The sequence below is a fragment of the Mesorhizobium sp. SARCC-RB16n genome (genome assembly GCF_008520305.1).
In the GTDB taxonomy this organism is placed as follows: Bacteria; Pseudomonadota; Alphaproteobacteria; order Rhizobiales; family Rhizobiaceae; genus Mesorhizobium.
The window spans coordinates 116432-143260 of sequence record NZ_ML703279.1 but is presented as its reverse complement, the minus strand read 5'-3'; the positions used below and the strand labels follow the sequence as shown (position 1 = coordinate 143260).

General features: G+C 59.4%; 25 protein-coding genes and 2 pseudogenes. 15 read left to right on the top strand and 12 right to left on the bottom strand.

The window, feature by feature from the left end; translation table 11 throughout:
- Positions 1–145 precede the first annotated feature (145 nt).
- Both C7I87_RS23930 and C7I87_RS23925 read left to right on the top strand, forming a co-directional pair.
- Positions 146–955 carry a hypothetical protein gene (locus C7I87_RS23930; RefSeq protein WP_149906508.1) on the top strand — a complete coding sequence of 270 codons (810 nt, stop codon included), beginning with the start codon at positions 146–148 and terminating at the stop codon, positions 953–955.
- A gap of 919 nt (positions 956–1874) precedes the next feature.
- Entirely contained in the window at positions 1875–2741 is an 867-nt protein-coding gene (locus C7I87_RS23925) for a hypothetical protein (RefSeq protein WP_149906507.1), read from the top strand.
- Positions 2742–2988: 247 nt separating this feature from the next.
- Here C7I87_RS23925 and C7I87_RS36815 read toward each other — a convergent pair whose 3' ends face one another.
- Positions 2989–3387, bottom strand: a complete 399-nt coding sequence (locus C7I87_RS36815; RefSeq protein WP_373424758.1) for a ubiquitination-like system serine protease family protein — start codon at positions 3385–3387, stop codon at positions 2989–2991.
- Positions 3388–3773: 386 nt separating this feature from the next.
- Positions 3774–5735, bottom strand: coding sequence for a type IV secretion system ATPase VirD4 (gene virD4, locus C7I87_RS23915; protein ID WP_149906505.1), 1962 nt, complete (start codon positions 5733–5735; stop codon positions 3774–3776).
- A gap of 393 nt (positions 5736–6128) precedes the next feature.
- Between virD4 and C7I87_RS23910 the strand changes: the two genes are divergently transcribed.
- Entirely contained in the window at positions 6129–6824 is a 696-nt protein-coding gene (locus C7I87_RS23910) for a conjugal transfer ATPase VirC1 (protein ID WP_149906504.1), read from the top strand.
- Positions 6825–7099: 275 nt separating this feature from the next.
- On the opposite strand, the gene C7I87_RS23905 is transcribed toward C7I87_RS23910, so the two are convergent.
- The 5 genes from C7I87_RS23905 to C7I87_RS23885 form a co-directional block, all read right to left on the bottom strand.
- Positions 7100–7804: a Crp/Fnr family transcriptional regulator gene (locus tag C7I87_RS23905; protein WP_149906503.1), complete on the bottom strand. Its 705-nt coding sequence runs from the start codon at positions 7802–7804 to the stop codon at positions 7100–7102.
- Positions 7805–8711: 907 nt separating this feature from the next.
- Complete coding sequence (locus C7I87_RS23900; protein ID WP_149906502.1) at positions 8712–9434, bottom strand: winged helix-turn-helix domain-containing protein; 723 nt, start codon at positions 9432–9434, stop codon at positions 8712–8714.
- Positions 9435–9783: 349 nt separating this feature from the next.
- Positions 9784–10587, bottom strand: a complete 804-nt coding sequence (locus tag C7I87_RS23895) for an ABC transporter permease (RefSeq protein ID WP_149906501.1) — start codon at positions 10585–10587, stop codon at positions 9784–9786.
- Positions 10580–11347, bottom strand: a complete 768-nt coding sequence (locus C7I87_RS23890; protein ID WP_149906500.1) for an ABC transporter ATP-binding protein — start codon at positions 11345–11347, stop codon at positions 10580–10582. Before C7I87_RS23890 ends, C7I87_RS23895 begins: the two co-directional genes overlap by 8 nt.
- A gap of 50 nt (positions 11348–11397) precedes the next feature.
- A complete protein-coding gene (locus C7I87_RS23885; protein ID WP_149906499.1) occupies positions 11398–12426 on the bottom strand; it encodes an ABC transporter substrate-binding protein in 1029 nt (342 codons plus the stop codon).
- Positions 12427–13566: 1140 nt separating this feature from the next.
- On the opposite strand from C7I87_RS23885, the gene C7I87_RS23880 reads away from it, so the two are divergent.
- Together C7I87_RS23880 and C7I87_RS23875 are read left to right on the top strand one after the other, a co-directional pair.
- Positions 13567–14493, top strand: coding sequence for a host specificity protein (locus tag C7I87_RS23880; RefSeq protein WP_246696382.1), 927 nt, complete (start codon positions 13567–13569; stop codon positions 14491–14493).
- A 112-nt stretch (positions 14494–14605) separates the two neighbouring features.
- A pseudogene (locus tag C7I87_RS23875) lies at positions 14606–15081 on the top strand (leucine zipper domain-containing protein); the annotation flags it as partial.
- Positions 15082–15513: 432 nt separating this feature from the next.
- Here the strand turns inward: C7I87_RS23875 and C7I87_RS36645 are convergent.
- Positions 15514–15651 (bottom strand): HU family DNA-binding protein, encoded by a 138-nt coding sequence (locus tag C7I87_RS36645; RefSeq protein WP_306440516.1) that lies wholly within the window; start codon positions 15649–15651, stop codon positions 15514–15516.
- 497 nt (positions 15652–16148) lie between these two features.
- On the opposite strand from C7I87_RS36645, the gene C7I87_RS23860 reads away from it, so the two are divergent.
- Positions 16149–16823, top strand: a complete 675-nt coding sequence (locus C7I87_RS23860) for an OmpW/AlkL family protein (RefSeq protein WP_149906497.1) — start codon at positions 16149–16151, stop codon at positions 16821–16823.
- A gap of 307 nt (positions 16824–17130) precedes the next feature.
- Here the strand turns inward: C7I87_RS23860 and C7I87_RS23855 are convergent, their stop codons facing one another.
- The gene (locus tag C7I87_RS23855; protein ID WP_149906496.1) at positions 17131–17493 is read right to left on the bottom strand and encodes a hypothetical protein; all 363 of its coding nucleotides are present in this window, start codon (positions 17491–17493) and stop codon (positions 17131–17133) included.
- 73 nt (positions 17494–17566) lie between these two features.
- Positions 17567–18657 (bottom strand): annotated as a pseudogene (locus tag C7I87_RS23850) (tyrosine-type recombinase/integrase).
- Positions 18658–19404: 747 nt separating this feature from the next.
- On the opposite strand from C7I87_RS23850, the gene C7I87_RS23845 reads away from it, so the two are divergent.
- Positions 19405–19716: a DUF736 domain-containing protein gene (locus C7I87_RS23845; RefSeq protein WP_149906495.1), complete on the top strand. Its 312-nt coding sequence runs from the start codon at positions 19405–19407 to the stop codon at positions 19714–19716.
- A gap of 97 nt (positions 19717–19813) precedes the next feature.
- Here C7I87_RS23845 and C7I87_RS23840 read toward each other — a convergent pair whose 3' ends face one another.
- Positions 19814–20347, bottom strand: coding sequence for a Ros/MucR family transcriptional regulator (locus C7I87_RS23840; RefSeq protein ID WP_149906627.1), 534 nt, complete (start codon positions 20345–20347; stop codon positions 19814–19816).
- A gap of 387 nt (positions 20348–20734) precedes the next feature.
- Here C7I87_RS23840 and C7I87_RS23835 point away from each other — a divergent pair, with 387 nt between their 5' ends.
- The gene (locus C7I87_RS23835) at positions 20735–21943 is read left to right on the top strand and encodes a DUF932 domain-containing protein (RefSeq protein ID WP_149906626.1); all 1209 of its coding nucleotides are present in this window, start codon (positions 20735–20737) and stop codon (positions 21941–21943) included.
- A 191-nt stretch (positions 21944–22134) separates the two neighbouring features.
- On the opposite strand, the gene C7I87_RS23830 is transcribed toward C7I87_RS23835, so the two are convergent.
- The gene (locus C7I87_RS23830) at positions 22135–22395 is read right to left on the bottom strand and encodes a helix-turn-helix domain-containing protein (RefSeq protein ID WP_149906494.1); all 261 of its coding nucleotides are present in this window, start codon (positions 22393–22395) and stop codon (positions 22135–22137) included.
- Positions 22396–22579: 184 nt separating this feature from the next.
- On the opposite strand from C7I87_RS23830, the gene C7I87_RS23825 reads away from it, so the two are divergent.
- The 7 genes from C7I87_RS23825 to C7I87_RS23800 all read left to right on the top strand — a co-directional run bounded on the left by C7I87_RS23825 (position 22580) and on the right by C7I87_RS23800 (position 26800).
- Positions 22580–22858 carry a DNA -binding domain-containing protein gene (locus tag C7I87_RS23825; protein WP_149906625.1) on the top strand — a complete coding sequence of 93 codons (279 nt, stop codon included), beginning with the start codon at positions 22580–22582 and terminating at the stop codon, positions 22856–22858.
- A 137-nt stretch (positions 22859–22995) separates the two neighbouring features.
- Positions 22996–23205, top strand: coding sequence for a transcriptional regulator domain-containing protein (locus C7I87_RS35365; protein WP_281409069.1), 210 nt, complete (start codon positions 22996–22998; stop codon positions 23203–23205).
- A 178-nt stretch (positions 23206–23383) separates the two neighbouring features.
- A complete protein-coding gene (locus tag C7I87_RS35360; protein WP_188393971.1) occupies positions 23384–23791 on the top strand; it encodes a DUF2285 domain-containing protein in 408 nt (135 codons plus the stop codon).
- 507 nt (positions 23792–24298) lie between these two features.
- On the top strand, positions 24299–24580 hold the full coding sequence (locus tag C7I87_RS23815; RefSeq protein WP_149906492.1) for a helix-turn-helix transcriptional regulator: 282 nt from the start codon (positions 24299–24301) through the stop codon (positions 24578–24580).
- Between the two features lie 21 nt (positions 24581–24601).
- Positions 24602–25468, top strand: coding sequence for a replication initiator protein A (locus tag C7I87_RS23810; protein WP_149906491.1), 867 nt, complete (start codon positions 24602–24604; stop codon positions 25466–25468).
- Between the two features lie 310 nt (positions 25469–25778).
- Entirely contained in the window at positions 25779–26243 is a 465-nt protein-coding gene (locus C7I87_RS23805) for a DUF2840 domain-containing protein (RefSeq protein ID WP_149906490.1), read from the top strand.
- Positions 26240–26800, top strand: a complete 561-nt coding sequence (locus C7I87_RS23800; RefSeq protein WP_149906489.1) for a S26 family signal peptidase — start codon at positions 26240–26242, stop codon at positions 26798–26800. The genes C7I87_RS23805 and C7I87_RS23800 overlap by 4 nt, the downstream gene beginning before the upstream one ends.
- Positions 26801–26829 lie beyond the last annotated feature (29 nt).

The window sequence follows — 26829 nt, the reverse complement described above, 5'->3', positions numbered from 1 at the left end:
GCCATTTAGTTCGGCATGGCTCCGTTGGGTGGTACCCTTGGAGGGGGTAGAAACTCTTAAGGACTCTGCAATGGACCGCGATGCACCTGGAAATAGACCCGAAGGGTCAAACCGCGATGGCCGCGGTACCACAGGATTCAGTCGAATGCCGACTGAGCTACTTGGCGAACTGGCTAAGCATCTGATATCCGACGATCCGGCTGCAACGGCGAGGAACCTTACGAACTTCAAGGCAACGAGTCGTTCAGTTCAGCACGAGTTCGAGAACGGTGGGGCAGTGGGGGAGTTTCACACGCGGCTGAACCGGCTAGGCACGTCAGCTCAAGCCTTGTATACCGCAGCAATGCCCGCCCAAGACGACTTGCCGGATCTTTTGAAGTCGCGCTATCTAACGCGCACGGCCGGGCCGATACTTACGTTTCAAAATGCTACGAGAAAATCTGCCGTGGCCGATAAAATTCTGGCCCTTACTGACCAAGGGGCCGAAGCTCGCGCCCTGTCGAAAATAGCGGACAACCTAGGTAATTTCAGTCAGGTAGATCGGACTCGCCTTCTTGATCGATCGGTAGAATTATTTGCCGCTACGGCGGCACAAGGTGCTCACGGACAATGGAGTGTTCTTATCAACACGGCCAGGGCCCTCAAAAAGGGACATGAGCATTTGAATGATGGTCAAAGAGAGCGGCTGAACGGATCATTTGCACAGGATCCGTACGCGGGTGCGTTGTATAGGGCGATCCAGGTGCGGTCCACCGGCCGTGCGGTCCCGCAGCCCAATCCAGATTTGGACAGGAACATCGACGCAATTGGGAATCGAGCCAATGGACTGCCACCAGAGCGGTCCTATGGGCAAGCCAATGAGATTGCCCAGATCGGGACTTCAATCAACGAAAGCTACGATAGCGCCCGAGCGGAACTCATGCGTTCCGATCGAGGCAGGGAATTGGCACGATGAGGTGCGTCGGGCGATGGCGAAGCTATCCTATAACCGCTGGCCTGGAGCTTGCCCGCAGTGAGCAGATATAGGGCTTTGCGCTGAGGGACCTTGTCGCCGTTGCTTTAGACCCAGGTGATCTCGATTTAACCGTCGTCGACCGGTCGGCCGAGCCGTCACGGTGACTGCGCCCATTTCGTCGCAACCGGCCCCCGATGAAGAAATCCAGCGCTATGGTTCAGATAAGGCGGGCTTGCCGTACGCCAGAGGAGATCTCGCCGTGTTTGTCATCTCACATGATGGTCTGCTGTGCCGAGCGGCGGTCCGACAGGTCGGCCTTGACAAGACAGCACTGCCGATAAGCAGCGACGCTCATGCTGCACGACCATGAGCTCGAGCAGCCGCACCCGATTGTAGGCGGCGGCCGTAAAGCCTGAAGGCCCATTAGACGGGGTCAGGTCCACGGAAATGGCGTTCCTTTGCCCTGCGGCGACCCGGATCGAAAGCGCGTCCTTGACGTAAAGGATCCGGTGTAGCCTCGCAGATGTCGCCGGCAAGCCGCGAACGCCAGCGCCTCGCCCGGCTTCCGGTTCCGCAAGCCTCCTTTCCACGCTCCGCCGCTCTTGAGGCGCTAGGCGACCATAGTCAGATCCGTGCCGTCAAAGATCCGTCGTCAACGCGCCGAGCTTACCGCCCGGGCCGCCTTTGTCCTCCAGCGATTGACCCTGTGTCTGCCGCTGCTGTGGAGCCGAACATACGGTCTTTCGCTTGTACCGAACACAACATTCCAGTCTTGCCCCCAACGCAGCGCGCCGCCTGAAGCTCAATTCCCCGCGTCTCTCTAGATTGCAACTGTAGCTCGATATGAGTTCAGCAGATCGCCCCGAGGTGGTAGAGGGGGTAGCAGGGAGCAGTAGAAATGAACTAAGGACTTCGAACAATGGATCGCGATACGCGTAGAAGCAGACCTGGAAGTTCAGCCCGCGATGGTGCCGGCAAACAACTCACTGATGTGCCCACCGAGTTGCTAGACAAGGTGGTGAAAGGCGTTGCCAGCGACGACCCGGTTGAAACGGCAAACAACCTTACCAATCTCAGGCTGGCGAGTCGTTCAGTCCGGAACGAGTTCGACAGAAGCAACGCACGGCAATTTCATACCCGGCTCAACCGGCTGGGCGATTCAGCAGAGCGCATGTTTGCCGCAGCAATTCCGCCAAACAATCACGTGCCGGTGTCTCAGCCGTTTTACGAACGCTATTGCCCTGTTGGCCCGATAACCAAGTTTCAGACCGCTGCGGCGAAAACGGCCGCGGTCGACAAAGTTCTTGGCATGGATAGCGCATTGAGCCAGTCTCTCGCACTTTCAAATATCGCTGGCAATATAGGTGACTTCAGCCAAGCAGACAGGGAGAGATTGCTCGACAGATCGATCGATCTGACTGAGGCATTCGGGAATGGAGAAGCAGAAGCCCTTATTAACTCGTGCGCTGCTCTTAAAAAAGGGCAAAATTATCTGACAGAAGAACAGTCTGAGCGTGTAGGCGCTATGTTTGCACAGAATGACCCCCTTCGTATGGTCTACGAGTCGATCGCTGAGAGCTCCGGGCAAGCGGCGCAGCAGCCGCAACACCAGGATTTGGACAGGAGCATCGGAGCAATTCACGCTCGATCACAGCAATTACAAGCAGATTGGACATATCAGCAGGCCGACGCGATTGGTGAGACCGGGCATTCCATCGACCAAGCCTACAATAGCGCGCGAGCGGAACTGATGCGTTCCGACAGAAGCAGGGACTTGACTCGATAAAGTTGTGGCGTGGCTAAGTTGACCATGTAAGCTCTCGCGGACCGGGGTCGCCGCCGCGGTCGACCTCGGTCTACGGCAGGAAGCCTCCCGGTACCCGCCTTCGTTGTGGACGGCACAGTTTACTGAGCCGGCGGTGTAGCGGGAGCGGCGGACTGGCCCAGGCAATCGTCCCGATCTAGCCCTTGTCTGCTGAATGATCCGGCTGCTCTCGCGGCCGGTGGATCGCGCGAAAACTTATCCCGCGAGGCTAGCCTAGTCCAATCCACCCGAGAAAAGTCTTCCATGCCCGAATCCACCACCTCCGCTTGCGATTAACGTCGCGATAGTGCGCCTCGCCCCGACGATGGTCGTACTTTAAGGCATTCACGGCCTGAGCAGCGCTCATGGACGGTGCCCAATGGACCTTTCCGTCAGTGATGAGATAATGCGACCGGCAGGGCAGCTGTCCGTTGCCAATCGATGGCCAAACGGTAGGCTTTCCATTGCGCTCTCTGACACTCCACCCGGCCGGGCCGAAAGAAATCGGGACCTTGCTGCCGCAACCGCAGGCGCAAAGGTGGACGGCGATTTTGTACTCGTCCGAGACGTACAGATTTCGGGCTCCAGCTGCGCGGCCTTTCTGCCGCCCTATACTCCGATGCGGCAACGACCTCGCCCTCGGCGCTTGTTGCCGCAAGAGCGCCCTGCGTCGCCAGCTTGCGCCAGTGAAAGAGCTGTTTGGGCTGAAGCGCAGCACCGCATGGACTCGGCGATAGCCATAGGTCGGCAGGTCCTTGATAACGGCCTTGAGCCCGGCGAGCCTTAGCCTGGTTTGCAGACCGACGATCCTGAGCGTGCCCGGTCACGCGTTTTGCCGGTTCGCCGACGAGGTCTACATAATTGGTTTTGGCGGGCTTGGAAGCTTAGTCGCGAGATGTGCTGGTGCGTTCCGTCGACATCGTCCCAGATGCGCGTAGCAAGAGGCTCGGCCGCCAAAGACGCTCGATGGCCGAAAGCCATGCGAGTTCGAGCAACGAGAGCCGGGTCGATTCCCTATTGATCCGACCCATCAAATGCCGGAGCCGAACCCCCGGTTTCAGACTTCCCGCTGCTGCGGTCTGAAACGCCAAGTTCCTGAACGGCAATGATCCGCGCCAGCAGCTCGCGCTGAGCGGCGGTCCCCCGCGGCTGCTCGGAACTTTGCTCCACCGCGGACGGAGCGGCGGTGGGAGGGGCCGCCGTCGGCTTTGCAATGCCCGGGCTAGCGGCTCGCTGTGGCGCATCGCCCCGCGAAGTCTCGGCGGCTGGATCTGATAGGCTGCCAACTAGCGCGAAGGTCGTTGTCTCCGCGATAAGCGGGATCGGATCTGGTTCAGGCAATGGACCCGTCTGGCTGGCGAAAATGGGTTTCAGATAACGGTCACAATAATACTTAACCTTGTCCAGCTGGAGTGGCGGCTGCCCCTTGATCAGAACAATTTGCTTGTTGTCATCGATCAAGCGCACCTGCTCGGCGCGCAGGAGTGGTGCTCCCTGGTCGGACATGTGGATATTAGGACTTAACCATTCCCTTGGGCTGAAAGACTTCGACTTTTGGTGAAAGGTATATTCACCGATCGCTTTTGAGATGTATTGGGGCGTTTCATCGTCGGCTGTCGCCATAAACACCTGCACGCCCGTGTTGGAGAGGAAATTCTCCTTCCCAGGTTGCTCATAGGCGCCGGTCAGGGCCGAAAGGCTTTGGATGATGAACATGAAGCGCCCCTTGTAACCCGCAATCGTGGTGACTGCGGTTTCAATCGCTTCAAGCCTGCCGAGATGCTTGAATTCATCGAGAAGGAACAGGACCTCGAAAACCTCGTCCTTTTGCGGTAGAGTGCGCTGCAATATGGATACGGTTTGCTGAAAGAATAACCGAACCAGAGGTGCAATTACCTCCAAATCGTTGGGGCTGACGCACAGATATATTGTCGTGGGGTCTCGACGCAAATTTTCAATGGAGAAATCCGATCTTGATGTGGCATTCTTGATTAGCGGGTCGGCCCAAAGGTTCAGCCCGCCATCGCCCAACACCGAAGTATATGACGTCAGAAGCTTGGTGTCGTTGCCGGCCATGTTATCGAATATGCGCCTCGCCTCCGGAATTTTGGTTTGTTCAGCAAGTTGCGCGAATAGTTTGTATTTTTCGCCGGGCTGCGAAAACAAATCATAGACAGCGCCAATGGTTGGTGTGTCACGCTCTATGCAAGCCAAAACACCAGCAACGAAAAGATCTCGTGCGCCCTCGATGAACCCTTCGGCGCCCTTACCCTTGGCCACAATCAGATTAACCGCCAATCGCCGGGTTTCCGAGAAGCGGCGCTCCGGCGGCGTGGCAACAATGTCGAGCACAGGATTGTAGCAATGAGTGCGTCCTTCCCTGTCGAGTGGCGAAAATTTGAGGACTCGATCGCCACGCTTCAATCTCGCCCTCGACGTCAGTTCGAACAGTTCGCCCTTGACGTCGAGCGCAAGCACCGAGCCGTCAAAGGTCAGAAGCGTTGGTATAACAACGCCGACGCCCTTGCCGGCACGGGTGGGCGCAACGACCAGACTGTGTGGTTGCTCGCCATTGGTGAGATACTGTCCAAAACCGCGCGGTCCGGATGTTTTGCCGAATATGGGGCCAGTGATGCGCCGATAGGGCTTGATGAAGCTTTTTTGACGCATTTCGTGGAACCGCGCCCATCGAGCGGTTCCGAAGTGTTTGGCGCGAAGCATGAGCATGGAGAGGATGACCATGATGATCACCGACGTCATGCCGACAATGATCAAGCAGGTGTAAAACGTGGCGCTGGCGTAGCCGAGATAGAAGGGGGTTTCGTACCAGAATGCCAGGAGGTCGAATTCGCGGAGTCCCCGGATGCTGAGGCCGACCCTTAGACTCACATACACACTGGCGAAGATCAGCCCGAGCGGGAATGACAGCGCAAGGCCGAACAACAACGTGGTGAGCTTCAAATTTGTGCCGGCCATCGTCCTGCGCTCTCTGCAATGTTCAGCCTTCGCAGTCCCCGATCGCCAGGGTCCGCGGTTGTTGGAGGGGCCGCGGTCGGTTCGACCTGCTGGGCCCATGGACAGCCTCACCATGGATCAAAAATCTATGGTCATACTCGGGGAGATTACAGCCAAGCGTAAGCGCAGCTGACACTCTTGTAGCACGGTGTCGGCAGACGCCACGCGCCGCGTTCCACTCATTGGCTAGACAAGAGAATACATAATGGTACGACGCCCGAACCCGTACAAAATAACGGTTACAATAGTAACCAGGCCTGGCAGAACACATCACTGTATATCTTTGCGGTAGCTGATATGATTTAAAAAAATGGGTTTTGCACAGAACCCCTTTCATCTCGGAGGGATTGCGTCTTGAAATTGATCAGTTTCTATTCATTTAAAGGTGGAGCGGGTAAAACCACGGCGTTAATGGGTCTGTGTTCGGCACTTGCCTTCAAGCAGAAGAAGATTGCATTGTTTGAATCTGACCAAAATCGTCCGCTCACCAGGTGGAAAGAAAATGCCATTCGCAATGACGCTTGGGACCAGGCATGCGAGGTATTCGTCGCGGATGAGTTGCCCCTAATGGTAGACGCATATGGACAGGCGGATCTTGGCGGCTTCGACTATGGTTTGGTTGACGCCCATGGCGCCCCCAGCCACTTGAACAACTGTATCATCGGCAGTTCCGATTACCTGCTGGTGCCCACTATGCTGACACCTCTTGACATTGATGAAGCGCTTGCAACTTGCCGCTACATCATCGAGTTGTTAATGGCAGAAAGACTGCAAGCACATACTGCAATTCTTCGCATGCGCGTGCCTATCGGCAGACTGACAGTCTCGCAACGAGCCGCGTACGACATCTTGGACGTTCTGCCGCTGTGCGACACGCCCATGCATGAGCGTGACGCCTATGCGGCGATGAAGGAGCGAGGCATGTTGCACATGACAGTCGCTAAAATGGCCGATGATCCGGCAACGCGACGGATGTTGCATTATAGCCAGAGAGCATTGGATGAACTCGCAATGATTGGTGCTTTCATCGAGAAGACGTTGGAGAGTTGATACGGAAACGGCGACTGTTCCATGACCGACGCCTCACCGACTTCACGGTTTGATCCGACGCCCGGAGCCGCCGCTGGCCACCTCAATGCGTCACCAACGATCGCATCAAATGCTCTTCGATCACAGATGGCGCCCCGATCATCGACCTCGGCTGCTTTGAGTGTCGCAAGATGCGGTTCAGGCAATCCAAACTGCTGACCTCTGAGTCAATTCCTGACTCGCCCCCTGAAGACCCCAAATCACAATGCCTCGGGAACCCTCCTCAGGGCCCGGACCTAGTACTCGCTTGGCTCAGCAATCCACTGTAGGCGCTCCGTGTTGCACTCAATTATTCCGTTGCTACGCCTAATGGCACCGGCCTCCTCTAGCGCCAATATCGCCCGATTGACCTTCGGCCGGCTTGCACCCAAAATACCTGCTATATCCGACTGAGTGAGCGCCAGTTTGAGATCCGCCCGTACCGGCAGCTCATTGCCGTGGATCTGCCTCAGGGTTACGAGGAGAAAACGGGCCGCCCGGGAATTCAGGTGATAGAGGGCAATGGTTTCCAAGTGCTCGGTGATCCCCCGCAACCGGGAGCAGAGATAACGGATTGTGGCTTTGGCCGCCCCCGGCGAAAGTTTGATAAGGTCCATAAACGGCCTCTTGGGGATGACGAAACCTTGCGAGGCGACCTGCGCCGTGGCGTCGGCTGATCGAGGCTGATCGTCCAGCATGGCCATTTCGCCGAATAATTCCCCGGCTTCGAGTTGACGCAGGATCAATTCACGCCCCTGTGGGGTGATCAGCGATACCTTAATCCGCCCAGAGATCACTCCGACCATATAATTGCCCTCATCGCCTCGCTGGAAAATCACCGTGTCTGGGAGCCATTTGCGAAAGCTTGAGATACCCGCGAGCGCTGCGATGGTCTTGTCATCGAAATCTCGAAAAATCGGAAAGGAACGCCAAAAGGCGGCGCTTCTATCGAATTCGGCCATATAGTTTCCTCTTTGGAAATGATCGGTCCTACGACGGGTCTAGGTTTTTGGTGACCGCGGCGTTTGAGCGTCGCTGGCCTTCGTCGCTCGCCGAAGAAGCGACTCTCACGCCGTTGCGGTTTCCCGGCATCATCGATATTTGAGGCAGCGGCCTGTCAGCGAATTGGCAGCGAAAGGAAAGGGCCCCGATTGCCCCAGCGTGCGTGTCTGGCTTGTGACGGCTCCATCGCGAGTTCTCGAAGGTGACCTGAATAGTGGTGTCTCCGGCCAGTGCTCATGGCTCTCTAACGCCAGAGCCTGAATCTGCCGCAGGCAGCTCTCGCAACTGCGAAAAAGCCGCACCGGTTCGGGGGCCCGCTTTTGGTTCAGCCGCTCGAGGGCCGATCTGAGCCTTGGGCTGCAAGCTCGCGCTAGATCTAGGAGTTGGCCGGCTCTGCGAACCGCGCGGCTGAGGTGCGAGTGCACATCCGCACGTCTCCTATCGCTGGCCGCTGCCGTGCCTCTCGGGGGAGAAGGAGTATGCGAGGTGTAATAGGCATCGACCCTCAACGCACTTACATAGGACTTGTCTTCAGGCGGCCTTGCCGACTGCGCTATGCCGGGCGCATTGATATGAGCCGCAAGAGCCTGGCAGGCTTCGGCATTCACTTTCGGCACAAAGAAGTGGTGATAACGGCAACATGGAACTGCTGGCAGTCGCGGGTGCCCTTCTCTCGCTTCGGTGGTAGTCGCCAGCCCGGCTAGGGTCGAGACACGCGCTGTCAATATATACCATATCCACTTATTAAAAATCGATTGTTCATATGCATACTATCCATTCCATGGATATATCCCCAACCCAGCCATGCTCCTCCTCGCCTTCAACTCTGCTGCAGAGCAAAGCGAGGAACCCTGGCCGCTCCTGCCGTCAGACATCCAACAGCTGCGCCGGGATACTGAACACGTAACCGACGCCACGTTTGGTTTTTATCAACCGGGGGGCACGTGCGTCTGTTTCGAGCTTCCGACGCAAGCGCAAGATCTGAACATCAATGCTGCGGTCTGAAATCTCGCCGTGGACGCGAGTGGCCCTTTGCAGGTATTCTCGCGACAACGGCCGCTCTGCCGCCTCGAGGAAGGCGAACAGGAGCGCATACTCGCCCTGAGTTAGCGGTACCAGTGTGCCGGAAGGGTCGCGCAGTTGCCGCGTTTTCAAGCGTAGCTCCCAGCCGCCGAAAAGCCATTTACCCGATTGCGACCTTTTCGGTGCTTCCACTGGAGCGACAAGCCGCGACGTCACCAGAGCGTCAACGCGCACCAAAAGCTCACGCATCTTACTCAGACACTCATCGGCGCCGGATTCAAACCGGACCACTTTGTCGTGCTCGCCCCGGCGGCTTTCAACGACGATGACGGAGACGTCACCGAGGTTTCGGAGATCACGTAAGAGTCCGGGGTCATTCTGGCCAGGATCCAAACTGGCAATGACAACGTCGGGCTTCAGCTCTTGTGAGATCTTCAACGCTTCCGCATGCGCACCCGCCGCAGTGGTCGACAAATTGCTGCGCAACACGTGTTCTTCCATCGTCAGAATAAGCGCGAGCACATCGTCGACTATAAGGACGCTCCCGATTTTGCGGGCCTCGCTCATATATCGCCTCCATCCGCAACCCACCTTGTCGATCCAACAACAGCCGCTGCTTAGCTGGGCTCGTTTGCGTGAAGCAGCCACCTCGGATTACATGCCCGCGCGATCGCTGCTGTAACCGATGGAACTTCACCCTGGTCATGGCAGCTCGCCATGATCATCGGCGGTTTGCAAAGCGATGCGAGCGGCTGCGTGGCCTGCGCCCCGCTGCCTCTGGGGCCGGCCACACATTGGAGAGTTCGCCCTGTCTTGCTCCCGGCGTTGCGCAAACCAAAACCCGTGATGTGCTGGTCCTCGCATTGCGCGCCAGCACGCGCAGCTTCGCAAAACGCTGCGGTTGCGACCCTGCCGGCTATGTGCGCCAGGCCAGTAAATGCCGCTCAAGGCGACCGATAAACCAACCGGCGGCCAGGCCTATCAGGGAAAGCATCGTCACCCCCGCGAACAGGTGCTCCAGGTTGTAGAGTGCTCCTGCCTCCAGGATGTAGGCGCCTATGCCATGCTCGGCACCCAGCATCTCGGCTGAGACGAGCAAAGTGATGGCGATGGAAATGGAGACGCGCAGGCCAGACAGGATGCCTGGAAATGCGCCGGGCAGAACGATCTTGCGTACAATCGAGAGCCGCGAGAGGCCGAAGCTCTGGCCCATCTGAACCAGGCTGCGATCGACATTGCCAACCGCTCCGTATGTGGCGACCACCGTAGGCGTGAAGGTACCGAACGCGATCAGCGCATATTTCGACGCCTCATCGATTCCGAACCAGACAATGAAGAGCGGCAGCAATGCTATCTTGGGGATAGGAAAGAGCGCCGCGACCAGTGGCAGGAGACCGGCGCGTATGCGGCTGGACAGTCCGATTAAAGCACCGAGGCCGATACCAAAGGGGACACCGATGGCTGTGCCGACCGCAAGGCGCCGCAGTGATGGCAGCAAGTGCTGCCATAGCAGCCCGCTCTGGTACAGTTCGACGAAGGTTTCGAGGACCGCCGAGGGGCGAGGCAGCGTCAGGCCCGAGATGAAGCTGGTGCGTGTGGCGATCTCTGCCAGTCCAATCAGCACGATGAACACGAAGAGACCGAGGAAGGGGACGCGAGTGAGCGCGAAGCCGCCGCCGCGGAATTCTACGGCCCGTGACACTGCGGGGATGTCAACCATCGAGCAGCTCCTGATCGGCGGCGATTGCGTCGTCTCTCATTAGCTTCCAGAGATGCATCTGCATCTTTTCCAGAATAGGAGCGCCGGCGCATCTTTCGGTCAGCGGCTTCTGGATTTTGACGATATGACGGATGCGTCCGGGCCTACGGGAAAGCACCACGATCCGATGTCCCAGCCGCACGGCCTCGGCCAAATTGTGCGTGACATAGACAGCGGTAAAGGGCTGACGGGTCCAGAGGGAGACGAGATCTTCCATCAGAAGCTCGCGGGTCTGGCTGTCGAGCGCCGACATCGGCTCGTCCATGAGCATCACCGCTGGACTGACCGCCAGAGCGCGCGCAATGGCAACGCGCTGACGCATGCCCCCCGACAATTGCTTAGGGAGAGTGGCGCTGAACTCGGAAAGCCGCGTGCGTGCAAGGACATCGGCGACGATCCGCTGGACCTCCTTCGCTGGTAGCCCATGATCCTCCAGGACCAGCTTCACATTGCCTTCAACGGTTCGCCACGGCAGTAGGGCGAAGTGCTGGAAGACGTAGGTAAGCGGATTAAGCGAGTCGGCTGGCGGCGCACCGACCTGCAGCACAGTGCCGCTTGTCGGACGCTCCAACCCGCCCAGGAAGCGCAGCAGTGTGGATTTGCCACATCCCGAGGGCCCGATGACGCACACGATCTCGCCCTGTGGGATCCGGAGCGAGACGTCGCTCAGAACCTCCACGGGGCCGTAGCGGTGGTGAACGTTCTTTAGCAGCAGTTCCATATCTTCTCTCACGCCGCCTTGAGACGGCCGGCGCTCTGGAGCCGCAGGGGTCAGATCGTCTCAACGTAGGAAGTATCGAAGAGCATCTCTGGCGTGATCGTCTCTCGGACCATCTTCTCTGCCTTGAACCAGTCAAGCTGATCCGTCACCGAATCAAGTGCAAGCGCACAGCCCTTCTTGATCCGCATGGCGCTGCCGACGAAAATGGCCTTCGCGTCCTGAAACGGAAGGTCGGAATCAACATATTTGTAGATGATTTTTGCCACTTCATCCACTTCATCCGGTGCAGAAGTCTTGTCAACGACGGCGGCATTGTAGTCGTCGATCGCTGTCGAATAGGCTCGGATAAAGGCTGCGGTCTGCTCCCGCTGGTCAGCGGCAATGTTGGTCGAGGTGAACACCGTGGTCACCTGATAATTAGGCGCATAGTCGGACACGAGTCCAATCTGCTTGGCAGCACCTTCGGCGAGCATCTTGTTAGCGATGCTGCCCTGGATGGCCCAGGCATCGATCAGCCCGGTGCTCAGTGCACTGATGATTGCGTCGACCTTCTGCAGCCGGGGCAGGGTCATTTCCGACATCGGGATGCCGTTCGCTTCAGCGATCTTGTGGCACATATAGTGAAAGGAGGAGCCGATTGTGGTGACACCAAAACTCTTGCCGCTCAGCCCCCTCGGCGAGGTAAGTCCGGCCTGGTAGGCTTCTTCGGACGCCAGGATGACAGCGCCGACGCGACCCTTCTCTTCAGACAGTGCGCCGCCGATCACCTTGATTGCGCCTTTTTGGGCGAGGCTCACGAGTCCACCGCTCATCGCTGTAACACCATAATCGGCGTCGCCCGAGGCAATCGCCACGGTCATCGGCTGAGCGGCCTCGAAGAACTCGAATTCGACGTCCAGCCCTTCGTTCTTGAAGTAGCCTCGCTCGCAGGCGATGTAACTGGGCGCATGGCTGGCGAGACGCATCACGCCAAGCTTCACCTTCCTTGCAGCAAAGGCCGGCCGACCAAGAGCGGCCATCGCCCCCGCCGTGCCGAGGCCGACAATCGCCTGGCGGCGGTTCATCGCGAGCTTGGTCATATTCCACTTCCTTTCAAGGGCGGCTTTTTGTGTCTGGCTGGGTTGGTGTATCGAGCCGCTGCCGTCCTGGACTGAGACAAGCGGAGGACCTGCTTCTGGGCTGCGCCCGCCGCCGTGCTGCCTCGCTCAAACGGCCGCTTGGTTAATCTGGTGCTGGATGCGGTGTGATGTTCCGCTCGAACCATTGGTCCCAAACGTTCTACATCTCCGTTGGACGCAGGTTCGCAGCAGCTCGCTGCGAACCTCCATTGCTCGCTTTAGAAGGTCAACCTTACGAGTTGCTGACGAAACTCGAGAAGGGATGTTTGATCTGCAACTTTGTCGGACGAGGCTTGCGACAAGATTTTCCGACGCAGTACGTTACGTCTTCAGCTCGAAGGCGCGAGCAAGGGATGGAAACGTCTCCTTGCATCTGCGGCAATTCCTGCGGCTGGGAGTCTCTGAGTCACTCCGTTCCGGCCAGCGAGAGCCAACCGCCCACCCATGCCGCCTGAAATGCAATTCGAAACTCGATCGTCGGTCGGTCACCTGCTTCACTGCCGACTCCTTCGGTGAGCCGAACGCGGGGAAGAGATGGGCTTGGCCATCTCTCCTCGCGAGTGCCGTCTGCGCAGAGCTGGGCCGCCCACTCGCAAGGCGGCGGTGATCCTCATCGTCTGTACTAACGCGATCCGTCCCGCTGCGAACGCAGCCAAACTCCGCTCGCCGGCACTCGCCCCCTTTGCTGGGCGCGTGGCGACCGCCCTGTGGGCCCTCCGACTACAACACCGCGAGGCCGCACTCGCAGATCCCCTGGCAGACACTGGACGAGTTCGCCAGCACCTTTCACCCCGCGACGGTCGCTTGCGCTGCGCTACGCCAAACGGCTCCGCGCCAGCGCCCGTCGCTCCATTCGCCCAGCAGGGCACACCCAACCCCGGAAACGAACTCAGAACCGCGGGCAAGGTCAAACGCGAGCCACGAGCTCGAGGATCACCTTCGTGTCATCAGCGGGTGACGGTGGATTGCGCCTGAGGACCATCAACGAATTAAAATCCACGCGTAAGCTTATGGTCAGCTACCCAGGCTAGCGTGCTCTTCAGTGCTTGGGAACAATCGGCCCGGGTGCCATTCAAACCTACCGACAGGAGAGCGAATCTGATGTACGGCCGAACCAATGCCTCGTCCAGCCGGTCCCTAGGCCCTGACCACGCCGAGGGATCAAATCGGGCAGCAGATAGTGACCGCTTTGCGGAGAATGTTGCAGGCGTGGCGTCCGATCTTCCAAGTTCATCCTCGGGAGAGCCGCGACCATATTTCCTGACTTCGCAACCTCCGATCGAGGAGATCGACAGGTCCACCTTCAGGAGAGAAGTGAGGGCTTTCTATGGCGATGATATCAAGCACATTGCCGATAATCCGCAAGAGTACTCGGGTTTCGTGTCGCTAAAGGCCTTGAGCGCGGCAAACGTTGCTAGAGGCTACGCCTCCACCAGCTACGATGCGGACGAGGCACGATATTTCAGCTATAAGCTAGGCGACAAAAGTGTTGGCCTTCTGAAGACAGACGGCGGCTTCAGTGTCCCCGCGTCGCGTGGCCGACGGTTTCACGCCCAGTTTCCCGGGCGAACTGAGATCACCTCCCAAGTAGCTCTTCGGGTTACTCACCCCCTTGTCGAAAATGCCGGCGATATCCTGCTTGAGCATCAACTTCGGCTTGACGGCGAACGCCCATTGGTCATGTCACGCCCTGCTTCTAGGGGGGCAGAGCCGCGTCTCAGGCAGATGGGTTTTGCTCCTGTGGGAGGAGATAAATGGGTCCTTGATCCTGCACAGCATCCGGACAAATGGAATAATGACGACGGTGAATGGCGGCGGACAGACAAGCCTACGCTATATCTTTCCAAGAGCGGTGACGACGATAGGGAATCAAGCGTCGAGACAGACTCGTCCGTTGACACAGACTCGTCCGGTGATGATCCGTCCTGGTATTTCAACCACCTTAATATCGAGCCGGACGGTAATATCGAGCAGGACCGTAATTTCGAGCGGGACCGCGCGCGGTCGCGAGATGACTATACAAGGTGAGCGCGACACAGTCGAGCTGAGGACTGGGTGCGTGAGCTGTCCATAGGTTGTCCATTCGGGCCCGACCGAGGAGATTGGAGTTACCACCCTTCAGATTCGCCGGAGGGTCCGAATGAACATCCATAAGAATGCCCGCCTGACGCCGCTGCTTCGAGAGGAAATGGCGCTGTCGGTGATAGAAGGCCGCCTTTCCCAAGCCCAAGCGGCGTTGAAGTATGCGGTGACGGGGAAAATCGTGGCGCGTTGGGTCGAGCGCTATAAGGCTGAGGGCCAGGCCGGCATGGCCGACCGCTCCTCGCGCCCCAAGCATAGCCCCAGCGCCATCGAACCGCCGATCGTTGAGCGGATCGTGGCGCTGCGGCGCCAGCGCCTCCCCGGTCGGCATATCGCGCATGAGGTTGGCGTTTCGCCAGCGACGGTGAGCCGGGTGCTTGCGCGCGCGGGCCTTGCGCGGCTGACAGACTTGGAGCCGGCCGAATCGGTGGTATGAAGCGCGAGAGGCCAGGCGAAATGATCCACATCGACATCAAGAAGCACGGCCGCTTCGGACGCATCGGCCACCGCATCACAGGAGATCGCAAGTGCCAGTAAAACAGCCGCGGCCTCGGCTGGGAATTCGTCCATGTCGCCATCGCGCATCGCCTTCTCGCAGACGGCAAGCACGGCATCAGGCACGTAAGGACCAAGCTTCGCCGGCACGATATCGAGCCGCTCTTCCGATGTGACGAACCTGACCCGCAGCCGATAGCGGCAGCGTGACCGAAGAGGACGAACCCTTCCACATCGCGGCCGAGTGATTACGCAAAAAACGGAGCCGCTCGGCGGCTCCGGTTAGTATCCCTGAGAAGCAGGAGAATTTTCCGGTCGCGCGCAAGCGGCCGGGGACCTCGATACCATGAGGTCAAACGAAGCAACGAGAGGGGCGGCCGCAAAACGCGCCGACCCCGTGTACCCGACCGATGAAAATCACAACTCGATGCGGCGCGCCCTCGCAGCGAGGCGCACGTGTGACCGGAAATGTCAGCCGTTCACGATGTCCTTGAGCGCCGTGGCGGGCTGGAAGACCAGCTTCTTCGATGCTGCGATCTCGATCGTGGCACCTGTCGAGGGATTGCGACCATTGCGCGCCGCTTGTTCTGCACCTTGAACTTGCCAAATCCATTCAGAGATATTTCCTCGCCCTTACGGGTCCGCTTCCGCAATGCCTTTTAGCAAGTCATCGACTAGGGCCTTCGCGTGCGTCCTCGATAGACCGTGCGCGTCAGTATCGCTTTTACTTGCCGATTTCAATTGAAACGCCAAGGCAAAAAAATGAAACGCTAAAGCGCGTCGCGTCGAAACGGATTGATGCGACGCGCTTTAGGTCGTTGTTTTGATGCATGAGTGAATCTGACCGTGTTGTCACCCATCATGTGACCACGCGGCATTCGGAGCATCTCCGGCCCTGCACGCTCGACGATGGCGACCGGTGCTATGGTTCCATTGTTGCCGGGATCGGGGACCATATTACAATTTTATAAAGAAACATGTAACTTTTATTAAGAAGCAAGTCACTTCAATTAAGAAAATCCCGGAAATGATCTGCATCCATTGACAGTCTAATCGCAGCTGACATTGCTGCGACGCACCCAATTTCGGGTTGTAAGGAGTGTATAATGAGAGACTGGAAAAGGCCGGGACACGGAATCATACTCGGCATTGCGCTTCTCGCGGTCGGACTGCAGCAGGCGGCGGCAGCGGCTGTCGTGGACGTGACTCAGGACACGGTCCCTGTGGTCGAACCTAGCCCTTGGCAAGTTCGTCTGCGAGCACTGGGGGGAGTCACGTACGATAAGAATAACGTCGATGGAATTCGCGGCTCCGGCCTTTCCTATTCACCTAGGGTGATACCGGAATTGGACGTTACCTACTACTTCTCCGAGGCTTTCGCCGCTGAACTCGCACTCGGCGCTGCCTACGTCCATGACGGCGAGAGACCGATCGCGGGGCTGGTCAACATTATAGGCAAGACTTGGCTGCTGGCGCCTACCCTCACGCTACAATACCACTTCACCGATTTCGGCGCTTTCAAGCCCTATGTCGGAGCCGGCCTAAACTACACGTTCCTTTACAACCACAAGACCGGCAGCGCCGACGCTCCCGACGTCAAGAACACGTCCGGCGGCGCTCTGCAGGTCGGATTCGACTACAGGCTGGATCAGCATTGGGGCTTCAATGTCGACGTCAAGAAGCTGTTTCTCAAGCCGGAAATTGACGGCGGAACGAACGTGCCGAGCGAAGCCAAGATCAATCCTTGGCTGATCGGAACCGGTATCACCTACCGTTTCTGACACGTCATAACCAGGCGGCGCCGTGGCTAGACGGTGCCGCCACCTCAAAACACTTCCGCAAGGGGAAGCGGCGAGCGGTAACGTGATCAATGTGCGGCCTTCGTCGTACTTCCTCGTATGCGTACGATGCATGTCGTTCTCCCAAAACCGAGGTCACCTCTGGCCGATAGGCATGAAGGTGCAAATCCCGAGACGTCGCGACCGCGCCATTCCGGCTCTGGGCGGGGGCAGGGAGGGAGCTTTGATCCCCGACGCCTTGGTTGGCCCGGAAACGATCGCGCCGACGATCGGCAGTCTGCAAACCGAGCTATTTCTTGATGGCCAGCGATTGCTTGAGCAGGACGATCTCCTTCAGGGAGATGGTGTGCAATTGCTCAAGCCGCTTTAGCTCGCCTTCCAAAGAGGAATTTCGCCTGTCGATCCGGGCGCGGGCTTCATCTAGAAGCTCGATTTTGAGTAACGCGTTATGTAAATTACGGCGCTGCTCCTCGAAGAAGGCGCGTTCGACGATAACCTGTGTCTTTGAATCGAACCTATCGTCGATGATACGCTGCACACGAGGTGCCCTGCCGGCCGCAGCCAATCGCGCACGACAGGCGCGCTGTCGTTCCGCCGGCGTTGGTGCGTCGGGTTGACGCGGCCCGCCACGTGGGCGTTTCGGCGTATCCATGCCTCCAATTAGCAAAACGCGTTACGAAAATAGAGCTGCCCTTGCTGCGTCCCGTTACCGCCTTTGGGGGATGTCAGAGCCCAGACGCCTTGGTGAGGTTGGTGCGAAACCGATCCCGTCGCCGCTGATATTTGCGGGTCATCTCGGCTGAGGCATGGCCGAGCTGCTTCTGGACGTAACGCTCCTCGATGTCGGCCGACGAAGCAAGGCCGGCGCGCAGCGAATGCCCGGAAAACAGCAACTGACGGTCTCCCTCCGCAAGATCGGAGCGGACGCCGGCGGCGAGCGCGGTCTGCTTGACGAGGCGGGCGACGTGCTTGTCGGAAAGCCGACCGTCGTGGACGGTTTTATTGTCCCGAAAAATGCGCCGGAAGAGGGGGCCTCCCGCGATGCGGCCGAGGCGGATCCCAGGCCTCGAGCGCGACGACGGGGCAGGAGAGGTCGCTGGAGCCGCGGCCGACCTCGACCTCGCGCCAGCCGGTTTTTCCGCGCAATGTGACGAGGACGCCCTTGTCGGCAAAAATCTCGATCCAGCCGGCACCGTCACTGCGGTCGTCGCGCACGACATCGAGACCAACGATCTCCGAGCGTCGTAATCCGCCGGCGAAGCCGAGCAGCAGGATCGCCCGGTCGCGCAGACCTCTCAGATCATGGCCAAGCGTGGCGATCATCGCCAAAAGGTCGTCGCCGAGCACCGCTTCCTTTTGTCGGGGCGGCTTGGCGTGTTTTCTGCGAATGCCGGCGAGCACCATCGCAATGTGCCGATCGGAGCGATCCACCGGCACGCCGCGCTGGGTGAAGTTCCAGGCCAGGCCGGAGAGGCGCCGCTCGATTGTCGCGACGGAGAATGAGGCGATGCCGCGTTTAGGCTCGCCGGCCGCGCAAGCGCCAATACAGAGACCCATGACCTGGCTTGAAGGCGGCATGGGCTCGAATCCTTCCCGACGGCACCAGGAGGTAAAGCGTCGCCAGTCCTTGGCGTAGGCGTAGCGCGTGTTCTGCGAGCTGGCGGCCTTGGCGTAGTCCGTCGCGGTCTCGACGAGGGCTTCGAGACGCCGGCGTGGTTGAAGCCTGGCCCATTTCCATGACCAGATCGAGGATGTCGGGCAAGTCGCCTGCGGCCTCGTCCTCGACCTTGGGCGAGGTTTCACGGGGATTTTCCATTGTCGCTCGCGTTCTATCAATGGAGGGCAAATCTTTTCGCGACGCGAAGGACGGCGGCGGACATGCGCGGGCAAAGCGCCGGCGAGGCACGCAGGCTTCAAGGTTGGCGAATTACGAAGCAAAGCGACGGAAGATCAGGTGTAAATGGATCGTCGGCGCCTGGGGTCTCGACCAGCCTGGCATAAATCGGAGCGGGCAAGCTCGAATCGCAGCACGCTTGAACGGGGATTGGTTTTTTCCTTGCGTAGGTATCATTTTCCATGTTGCCATCGAATACGTGGGGCTTCAGGGCAAAGAGCAGCAAAAGCCTGGCCTTTGATCGTCGCCATCGATTTTGACCCGCTGATGTAATCCCAGCCTTGCCGTGAATAGGCTTCCACACGGATCCAAGAGCCTCTCGCGGTGTGAACCCGATCGACCGCTATTGCGGTGGTTCCTTTTCGTCTGCTGGCAAGCCACGCCCACGGCGTCCTCGAATGGATTGGTCTGACCGAAGACCGACTTCGCCTCGATCGTCTTCCCGCAACGCCCGCCGCTGGTTTTTTTCCGCCGCCGGCGCAAGCGGCCGGCTTTGCATCGCGAAACAAAAAAGCCCGTGTCGGTCGCCTTCCACTTCGTTTCAGCCCTGAGGACCACCCCATTGCGGGCAATGGGGACCCCGGTGGGTGCGGATCCGATCGTCCTCGGTCTCACGACCCCATCGAGGCCGCGGTGGGCGCGGCCCGATCAACAGAAGGAACCACCGCAATGGCTACGATTGGCATCTTCACCAGCACCGGCAAAGGCTTCAAGGGCTCCGTCAAGACACTAAACCTCAACGTCAAGACGGTGGATTTCATCCCCGCCGATGGCGAAAACGAAAAGGGTCCGGACTTCCGCATCTTCGCCGGGGGCACCGAATTCGGGGCGGCATGGAAGAAGACCTCGCGCGAGGGACGTGATTATCACTCGGTCAAACTCGACGATCCGAGCTTCCCCGCTCCGATTTATGCCAGCCTGGTCGAGACCGAAACGCAGGGCGAGTTCTCGCTCATCTGGTCCCGCCGCACCGCCGAGTGAAGTCGGCCTAACCAAAAAGAAGCCCCGGCGCGCAGCGCCGGGGCTTCACCATGCTCAGGCCGCCACCGCCGGACAATAGGCAATTGGCTGCTCAAGGCTAGGCCTTGGCGGCAACTTTGCGCGCCTTCTTGACCGGCGCCTTTGCAGCCGGCGCGCTCACAGCCGCTGCAGCGGTGCGACGCGTCCGGTTCGGTTTTTCCACCTTGGCTGCTTCTGGTGCCGCCGGCTTGCGCCCGAGCCCCGCTGCCTTCGCCATCGCCGAGCGAGCGGCGGCGTAGTTCGGCGCCACCATCGGATAATCGGCAGGCAGGCTCCACTTGTGCCGGTAATCCTCGGGGCTCAGATTGTAATGCGTGCTGAGATGACGCCTCAGCGATTTGAACTTCTTTCCGTCTTCCAGGCAGATAATGTAGTCCGGCGTCACCGACTTCCTGATCGATACCGCTGGCTCCAGTTTCACCGCAGGGTCGGCAACGGGTGTGCCGACGTTTTGCAAAGCAAAATGGATCTCGCCGATCAGCTTCGGCAATTCCGCGGCAGGCACTGGATTGTTCGACACATAAGCGGAGACGATATCGGCAGCAATCGACACGAGATCGGTTTTGCCCTGTTGCTCATTGGATGCGGTCATGGAGTTTCCTTCTTCGTCTTCAATCACGTCAGCATCGTATTTGTGCAGTTTGTACAAAGATCAAGTGAATAATGATTTGTCGGCTCCATAATCCGTCCGATTTATTCTGATCAGGGCGGAACAATCTGCCAACTGCCTTAAGGGAAGCAAGGAGACTTTCCCCTCGCTTCCCCGCCATTGCCGCCTGTGCAGAGCAGGACCGCCGGCTCGCAAAGCGGTCAAACGCCCGGCAATCCTTAAAGTCGGTTTCATCCGCTTCGCTCGACCGTGCAGCCCGGCTCCGCGCGACGGCAATGGCCCCCATCACTCCCGCGCGCTCACGCGCCCCCGGAAGGCATGCCGCAGGACATGCCTTCGGCATTCAAAAAAGGAGTGACCGCAATGAACATGACCACCAACATCGGCAACGCCGACAGCAACCACCGCCAGCAGCCGGTTTCCGGCGCCTTTGGCATCGACATCTCGCGCGGCGAGCGCATCGGGCGCGTTTCGTCGGAATGGTTCTCGCGGCCAGCCGATCAGCGCTATCTCTCGCTGACCGAGCTATACCAGGCGGTGCGCACGCGGGCGGATCGTGCCACCGCCCGCACCATCGAGAGCCGCGCGGTTCGTGTCGAGGCAAGCCGGGACGATGCCGAGCGGCTTTCGCTGATCGTTCCCGGACAGAAGCAGATGATCGCGCCCACACATTGGAGTTTTGGCCAGCTGTGCAGCCTTGTCGGCGCGCCCGCAACCTACATGCGCCAGCTTCCCGCACCGCTGGCAGGCATCAACCTGCAGCACGGCCTGCTTAACCATCGCGCCGAGCTTGTGAAAACCTTGGAGGCGGAAGATGGACGCATCGAGCTTCGTGCGGTCACCGGCCCTGACTATGGCCGCATCTGGGATCATGAACTGGTTGCCGCCGTCATGAAGATCGCGGGCAACGGCACTGGTGACACCATGTGGAAGGTCCCGGGCATGCTGGACTGGGCAACCATGATGCACAATCCATTCGTGGACATCACCAAGGACACCACCACGCTTTATGCCAGCGATCGCGACGTGTTTTTGTTTCTGGTGGACGACACCCACCCAATCGAGGCCGGACGCCTGCCGAACGGAGAGCCGGATTTGTATTTCCGGGGGTTCTATTGCTGGAATTCGGAAGTCGGTAGCAAGACGCTTGGCATTGCGTCGTTCTATCTTCGCGCTGTCTGCATGAACCGCAACCTTTGGGGCGTGGAAGGTTTTGAGGAAATCAGCATCCGCCATTCCAAGTTTGCCGCGCAGCGCTTCGCCCACGAGGCGGCCCCTGCCTTGACAAGTTTCGCCAACTCCTCGCCAGCGCCGTTCATCGCCGGCATCAAGTCTGCCCGCGAGAAGATCGTCGCCCGCAGTGATGAAGATCGCGAAATGTTCCTACGCAAACGCGGGTTCTCCAAGGCCGAAACCGGGAAGGTCATTGAGGCTGTCTTGCAGGAGGAGGGCAGGCCACCTGAAAGCATCTTCGATTTCGTGCAGGGCATGACAGTGCACGCCCGTAGCAAATCCCATCAGGACAGCCGCCTCGAGCTTGAAGGAAAGGCGAAGGCATTGCTGGAAAAGGCAGCTTGATCGTTGCGACACTGCGCGGCCGGACATCCGGCCGCGCGGACATTGACACAATTTGCCAACGATCCGCGAACGTGGATCGACCGTTGCGGTCGCGCCTGGCAGGCGGCCGCCGCTCGCCGGGCTCTGCCCGGCTCGCGATGCGACTGCAGTCAGATTGCGACGCTTGGCTGGTCATCAAACACCAGAAATCGTCAGCGATGCTTTGACTTCGCGCTTCGAACCGCGATGACCTCACTCAGTACCTCATGCGGATCGAAGCCGATCGTTTCGGCCAGATCGATAAATTCGACAACGTCGATTCGTCGGCCTCCTGATTCGATGGCCGCGACCACCGATTGGTATCTGTCCAGCGCCTTTGCCAGACCAGCCTGACTCAGGCCGGCTTTCCTACGCTTTTCAACGATCAGTTGGACAAGACGCAAATGTCTTGGCGATCGAAGCGTCTTTTGCATTTTGCCGGTCCTTGACGAAGCCGGCAGATCAATTAAATGGAAAATCGGATAACCAGAAAATCTGATTATCCGGTCACTTCATCGATCGGCAATGAACTCATCGAGGTGAAAGCTGTGTTGCATGCAGGCATCCAAATCAGGATTTGGCCTCACATCGACGAAGGTGTTGGCGCGCGAGATTGCCATGCTTAAACCTCTCCTCGATCCTGATGTCGCCGACGTAGCCCCAGACGCCCCCATCCTGACCGGCTATGATGAGGAGCGGCTGCTCACCTACATCCGCCTTCTCGATGCTGCGGCCGAAGACGCAGATTGGCGCGAGGTCGCCAGAATCGTTCTGCATATCGATCCCGCAAAGGAGCCGGAACGGGCATTCCGGGCATGGGAAACGCATCTTGCTCGCGCCCGGTGGATGACGACCAATGGCTATCGATACCTCCTGGCCGGCGGCGCACCACACTGAAACCGGTCGGCTCGATGGGGTTTGCTGATTCAGCAAAGCGGTTTGCTCCCTCTCTGACTACTCAAAGGAACTGTTGCCTCGGAAGCTGATTGCGAAGCTCGCGGCGGACTGCGGGCGTCGGAGTGAGACCCGTTGCCATGTCGCTCAGCGATTGGACCGATCCGGCCGGATACGAGCACATGCGCGGCTACGAAGCCGACGCGTTTGCCGCGGAGTATCTGATCCGGAACGCTGATTTTCTCGCCGAATTAGAGCGGCTGGCGTCAGGTCCGCTGGCGACAAGAGAAATCGCTGGCTCGACCGACTTCGCCGCTCGTTGGGGCGCGCGATTTCGCGATTCCTGGTGACGGGCCCCCCTTATCGGAACACATTGTCTGGACAGAACAGGCCTCGCCACGGGTTCTGCGCGCAACGAGGTTGAGGGCTGGCGCTTCATCGTCGCTGCCGGCCGTTCGACTTAGCCAACTCAGGACGGCTCAGTGGACGGAAGCCGGGCAAGTTCATACTCTCTGGCCGTCAGCATCCGTGACACATCACATCGTCTCTAGCGAACCTGACGGCCTGCGCGGCATCAACGCCATCATCCTGCCGCTCGATGCGAATTTTGAAATACGGCTCGACGCCGCGCGCGGCTTCTGGCGCGCGTTGAATGGTCGACCGGCCGGCGTCCGCCACGGTTCCCTACCTCAGCAAAGCAAGTTGAGGCACATCCTCAATTTGCGCGCTGTCGATGGAAGGCGCGCGGGGGCTCCCTACCGACGGCTCGCGGAGGAGCTGCTGGCGCGCGAGCCCATCGCACCGCGTGACTGGCGCGATCATCACCTTCGCCACAAGATACGGGCGATCCTGCGACGGGCCGACCGCCTGATCGCCGGGGGCTATCGCGGCCTTATCGCCTATCCTCAAGGCCGCCGCCGCAAAACCGAGTTGTGAAGCTGGGCTCTCAGCCGCCAGGAACGCAGTGAAGCAATCCAACGCCTGGCGATAGAGAGGATTGCGCGGTGTCCACGCCAGAAATCCTCAACTGACATCCACCCTTTGGACACGGGGGTAGAACCGAAGCGGATGAACTCCACAGACAGGTGGAGCGCTTCGCGATCAAAAGCGAGTTGCCATTTCCGGCTTTATCTTCGGCCAGACAGAAGCTGACGAGCGGCATGACGTCCCCCTTTGGCGGTAAGAGGCCACAGCAAGGATCCGAGGCCGATCATCAGATCTTGGTATTGATCACGACTCGCCTGCGGTCTCAAAGACGTATCGGCCGGGCTCGCCCAGACGAGCTCTGCGGCAACGTGAGCGCGCACGCCGGTGCAGCCGGAAGGGGCGTAAAAACACCCACCTTCATCTTTGCCCTCCCTCGCTTTTTCTCATTTCGGCCATCGTCCGTTTCGCGCGTCCCGGCAGGCCAGGACGACAGCAGAACCGAATGGAGATCGAGCGATGTCGAAGGGTCCCGCGGACGCGCCCCAAAAATATCTTAGGACCAAGGAGGCCGCCCCTATCGTTGGCCTCTGCGCCAGGACACTGGAAAAACACCGGACCTATGGCACCGGTCCAAAATACCGAAAGATCGGCGGCCGCGTCCTCTATGACATCGATGACCTGCGTGCCTGGACCGATCTCGGCGCGCGCACGTCCACCAGCGACGCAAACGCCACCGACATTCCGCCGGCCAAGCCGCATGCGGCCCGCGCGCCGGCCTATGCCGGCAAGTCGCGCTGAGACGCCGGTCGAGGATCGGACATGCGCGTATCGCCAGCAGATCAGGAGCCGATTGCCCTGTTTCATGCGCGCCCTGGCAAGATGGCGCTGCGCGATGCGCAGGACCTGATGGCCTGGCCATTCTTCTCGCTCGCCAAGTCGCGCCGCATCAGACCGATCGATTTCCGCATGGGGGAAATTGCCATCCGTGTCGAGGCAACCATTGAGCACGGCATGGCGACGATCTGGGATGCCGACATCCTGATCTGGGCCGCCTCGCAGATTGTCGATGCCCGTGACAGGGGACTGCGAACCTCGCGCATGATGGCGGCGACGCCGCACGAAATCCTGACATTCATCGGTCGCGGCACGTCAGCCCGTGAGTATCTGCTGCTCAAGGCAGCGCTCGACCGTCTCCAGTCGACCACCGTGGCCACGTCGATCCGTCAGCCGACCGAGCGGCGCATGCACCGCTTCTCCTGGATCAACGAGTGGAAGGAGCGGGCTGATTATCGTGCTCGACCGCTTGGCATTGAGCTTGTCCTGCCCGACTGGTTCTACGCCGGGATCATGGTCGACGCCTTCGTGCTCACCATCGACCGTGCCTATTTCGACCTGTCGGGCGGCATCGAGCGCTGGCTCTATCGTCTTGTGCGAAAACATGGCGGCCGACAGACGCATGGCTGGTCGTTCGACCTGCGTCATCTCCACGCAAAATCCGGCAGTCTGTCTGCCTACAAGCGCTTTGCGTTTGAGGTTCGCGGCATCGTTCGCAGGCAATCCTTGCCGGGCTATCGCCTGGCTCTCGGCGTGACGCGGGCCGGCGAACCGCTGCTCACATTCAAGGCCTGTCACCTGGATTCGTTCAACCGCTTCGGCAAGGCAAGGACGACGGAGGACAGCCTGTGAATCAGCTCGTCATTTCAGGAACCCGACCGCACGGGATTTCAGGAACCCAATCCTCGTCATTTCGGGAACCCAAACCACAATCAACCCATAGAACCGAAAGACGTATTCGCGCCCCTAACTTATCTAACTTCGAATCCTTCGGATTCTTTCTAACGGAATGCCCGGTTCCGGAAGACTGTGGACGACCTTCGTGCCGGCGGCGGTTCGCCCTCAGACAGATCAAAATCCAGTCGGACGCCGGCGACCGAGCCGCTCCTTCAACCGCGTCGCATGGCGTCGCGACTGCGCACCTCCTGCAGGGGAGGACCGCATGAGCGAATTCACATATGTTGAGTTGCTCTGGCTGAAGAAGCGGATCGAGAACTACATCCGCTTCGGCAAAACGGTCGAGAACAGGATTATCGACAAAAGCCGGCGCGTCGTCGCTTTCGCGCCTGGCAGCATCTTCGCCTTCGTTCGATGGACCGCCAACGAGTTCGGCACCATCGCCTCGCGCATCGACATTCTGCGCGCGGTCGGCCCGGGCAAGCGCTGCACCACCGTCGCCTATGTGCGGCCCGGCGCCGACATCCTGCTGACGGCCATTGGTTGGCCAAATGTCGAGAAGGTGCTGCAGATCATCGACGCCGTTGAGGCGCTCAGCATCGATGCCGTCGAGGTTTCGCCCGAATATTGGCGTCACGTCCACAGTCGCCTGGTCGCGCGCGAACGCCCCAGGCCCTACACACGGCAGCGTCACGAAGCGTGGCTGCTGCGCCGCCGGATCGAGCCATGAGCGCGCGCCGCATTGTCGTCGCGGCAATGCTCGCTGGCCTGACGCTTGCCATGGCACCGATCTTGAGCGGACATGCTCCGTGGTTGATCTGGAACGCATCGGCGAGTGTTCCGATCGGGCTCTATGGCGTCGAGCCAGATCACCGGGTTGATGTCGGCGATCTGGCCGTCGTCATGGCGCCCGAAGCGCTGGCAGGCTTTCTGGCGGAGCGCGGCTATCTGCCGCGAAGCGTGCCGCTCTTGAAGCACGTCCTGGCGCTCGGCGGACAAATGGTTTGCCGCCGTGGGGCAGTCATCATCGCGCACGGGAAGATCTACGGCAACGCTCTTGAGCGCGACAGTCGCGGTCGGCCGCTGCCTGCCTGGCAAGGCTGCCATGTGCTTGCCGAGGGCGAAGTGTTTCTCATGAACTGGGCTGCCGCCGACAGTTTTGACGGCCGCTATTTCGGTCCACTCCCGACCACCAGCATCGTTGGTCGCGCGGTCCCCATCTGGACCGCCGACCGCACTTTTCCGGCGCCGGATGCGTTCGGCGAACCGGCTCGCGGCGAGCCATGACGGCTCGTTTCTCTCCCAACGAAAGGACA

Coding starts and splice junctions, on each gene's coding strand:
- C7I87_RS23930 (WP_149906508.1), top strand. CDS start 146: ATGCCGACTGAGCTACTTGGCGAACTGGCTAAGCATCTGATATCCGAC.
- C7I87_RS23925 (WP_149906507.1), top strand. CDS start 1,875: ATGGATCGCGATACGCGTAGAAGCAGACCTGGAAGTTCAGCCCGCGAT.
- virD4 (WP_149906505.1), bottom strand. CDS start 5,735: ATGGCCGGCACAAATTTGAAGCTCACCACGTTGTTGTTCGGCCTTGCG.
- C7I87_RS23905 (WP_149906503.1), bottom strand. CDS start 7,804: ATGGCCGAATTCGATAGAAGCGCCGCCTTTTGGCGTTCCTTTCCGATT.
- C7I87_RS23900 (WP_149906502.1), bottom strand. CDS start 9,434: ATGAGCGAGGCCCGCAAAATCGGGAGCGTCCTTATAGTCGACGATGTG.
- C7I87_RS23895 (WP_149906501.1), bottom strand. CDS start 10,587: ATGGTTGACATCCCCGCAGTGTCACGGGCCGTAGAATTCCGCGGCGGC.
- C7I87_RS23890 (WP_149906500.1), bottom strand. CDS start 11,347: ATGGAACTGCTGCTAAAGAACGTTCACCACCGCTACGGCCCCGTGGAG.
- C7I87_RS23885 (WP_149906499.1), bottom strand. CDS start 12,426: ATGACCAAGCTCGCGATGAACCGCCGCCAGGCGATTGTCGGCCTCGGC.
- C7I87_RS23880 (WP_246696382.1), top strand. CDS start 13,567: ATGTACGGCCGAACCAATGCCTCGTCCAGCCGGTCCCTAGGCCCTGAC.
- C7I87_RS23860 (WP_149906497.1), top strand. CDS start 16,149: ATGAGAGACTGGAAAAGGCCGGGACACGGAATCATACTCGGCATTGCG.
- C7I87_RS23855 (WP_149906496.1), bottom strand. CDS start 17,493: ATGGATACGCCGAAACGCCCACGTGGCGGGCCGCGTCAACCCGACGCA.
- C7I87_RS23845 (WP_149906495.1), top strand. CDS start 19,405: ATGGCTACGATTGGCATCTTCACCAGCACCGGCAAAGGCTTCAAGGGC.
- C7I87_RS23840 (WP_149906627.1), bottom strand. CDS start 20,347: ATGACCGCATCCAATGAGCAACAGGGCAAAACCGATCTCGTGTCGATT.
- C7I87_RS23835 (WP_149906626.1), top strand. CDS start 20,735: ATGACCACCAACATCGGCAACGCCGACAGCAACCACCGCCAGCAGCCG.
- C7I87_RS23830 (WP_149906494.1), bottom strand. CDS start 22,395: ATGCAAAAGACGCTTCGATCGCCAAGACATTTGCGTCTTGTCCAACTG.
- C7I87_RS23825 (WP_149906625.1), top strand. CDS start 22,580: ATGCTTAAACCTCTCCTCGATCCTGATGTCGCCGACGTAGCCCCAGAC.
- C7I87_RS35365 (WP_281409069.1), top strand. CDS start 22,996: ATGTCGCTCAGCGATTGGACCGATCCGGCCGGATACGAGCACATGCGC.
- C7I87_RS23815 (WP_149906492.1), top strand. CDS start 24,299: ATGTCGAAGGGTCCCGCGGACGCGCCCCAAAAATATCTTAGGACCAAG.
- C7I87_RS23810 (WP_149906491.1), top strand. CDS start 24,602: ATGCGCGTATCGCCAGCAGATCAGGAGCCGATTGCCCTGTTTCATGCG.
- C7I87_RS23805 (WP_149906490.1), top strand. CDS start 25,779: ATGAGCGAATTCACATATGTTGAGTTGCTCTGGCTGAAGAAGCGGATC.
- C7I87_RS23800 (WP_149906489.1), top strand. CDS start 26,240: ATGAGCGCGCGCCGCATTGTCGTCGCGGCAATGCTCGCTGGCCTGACG.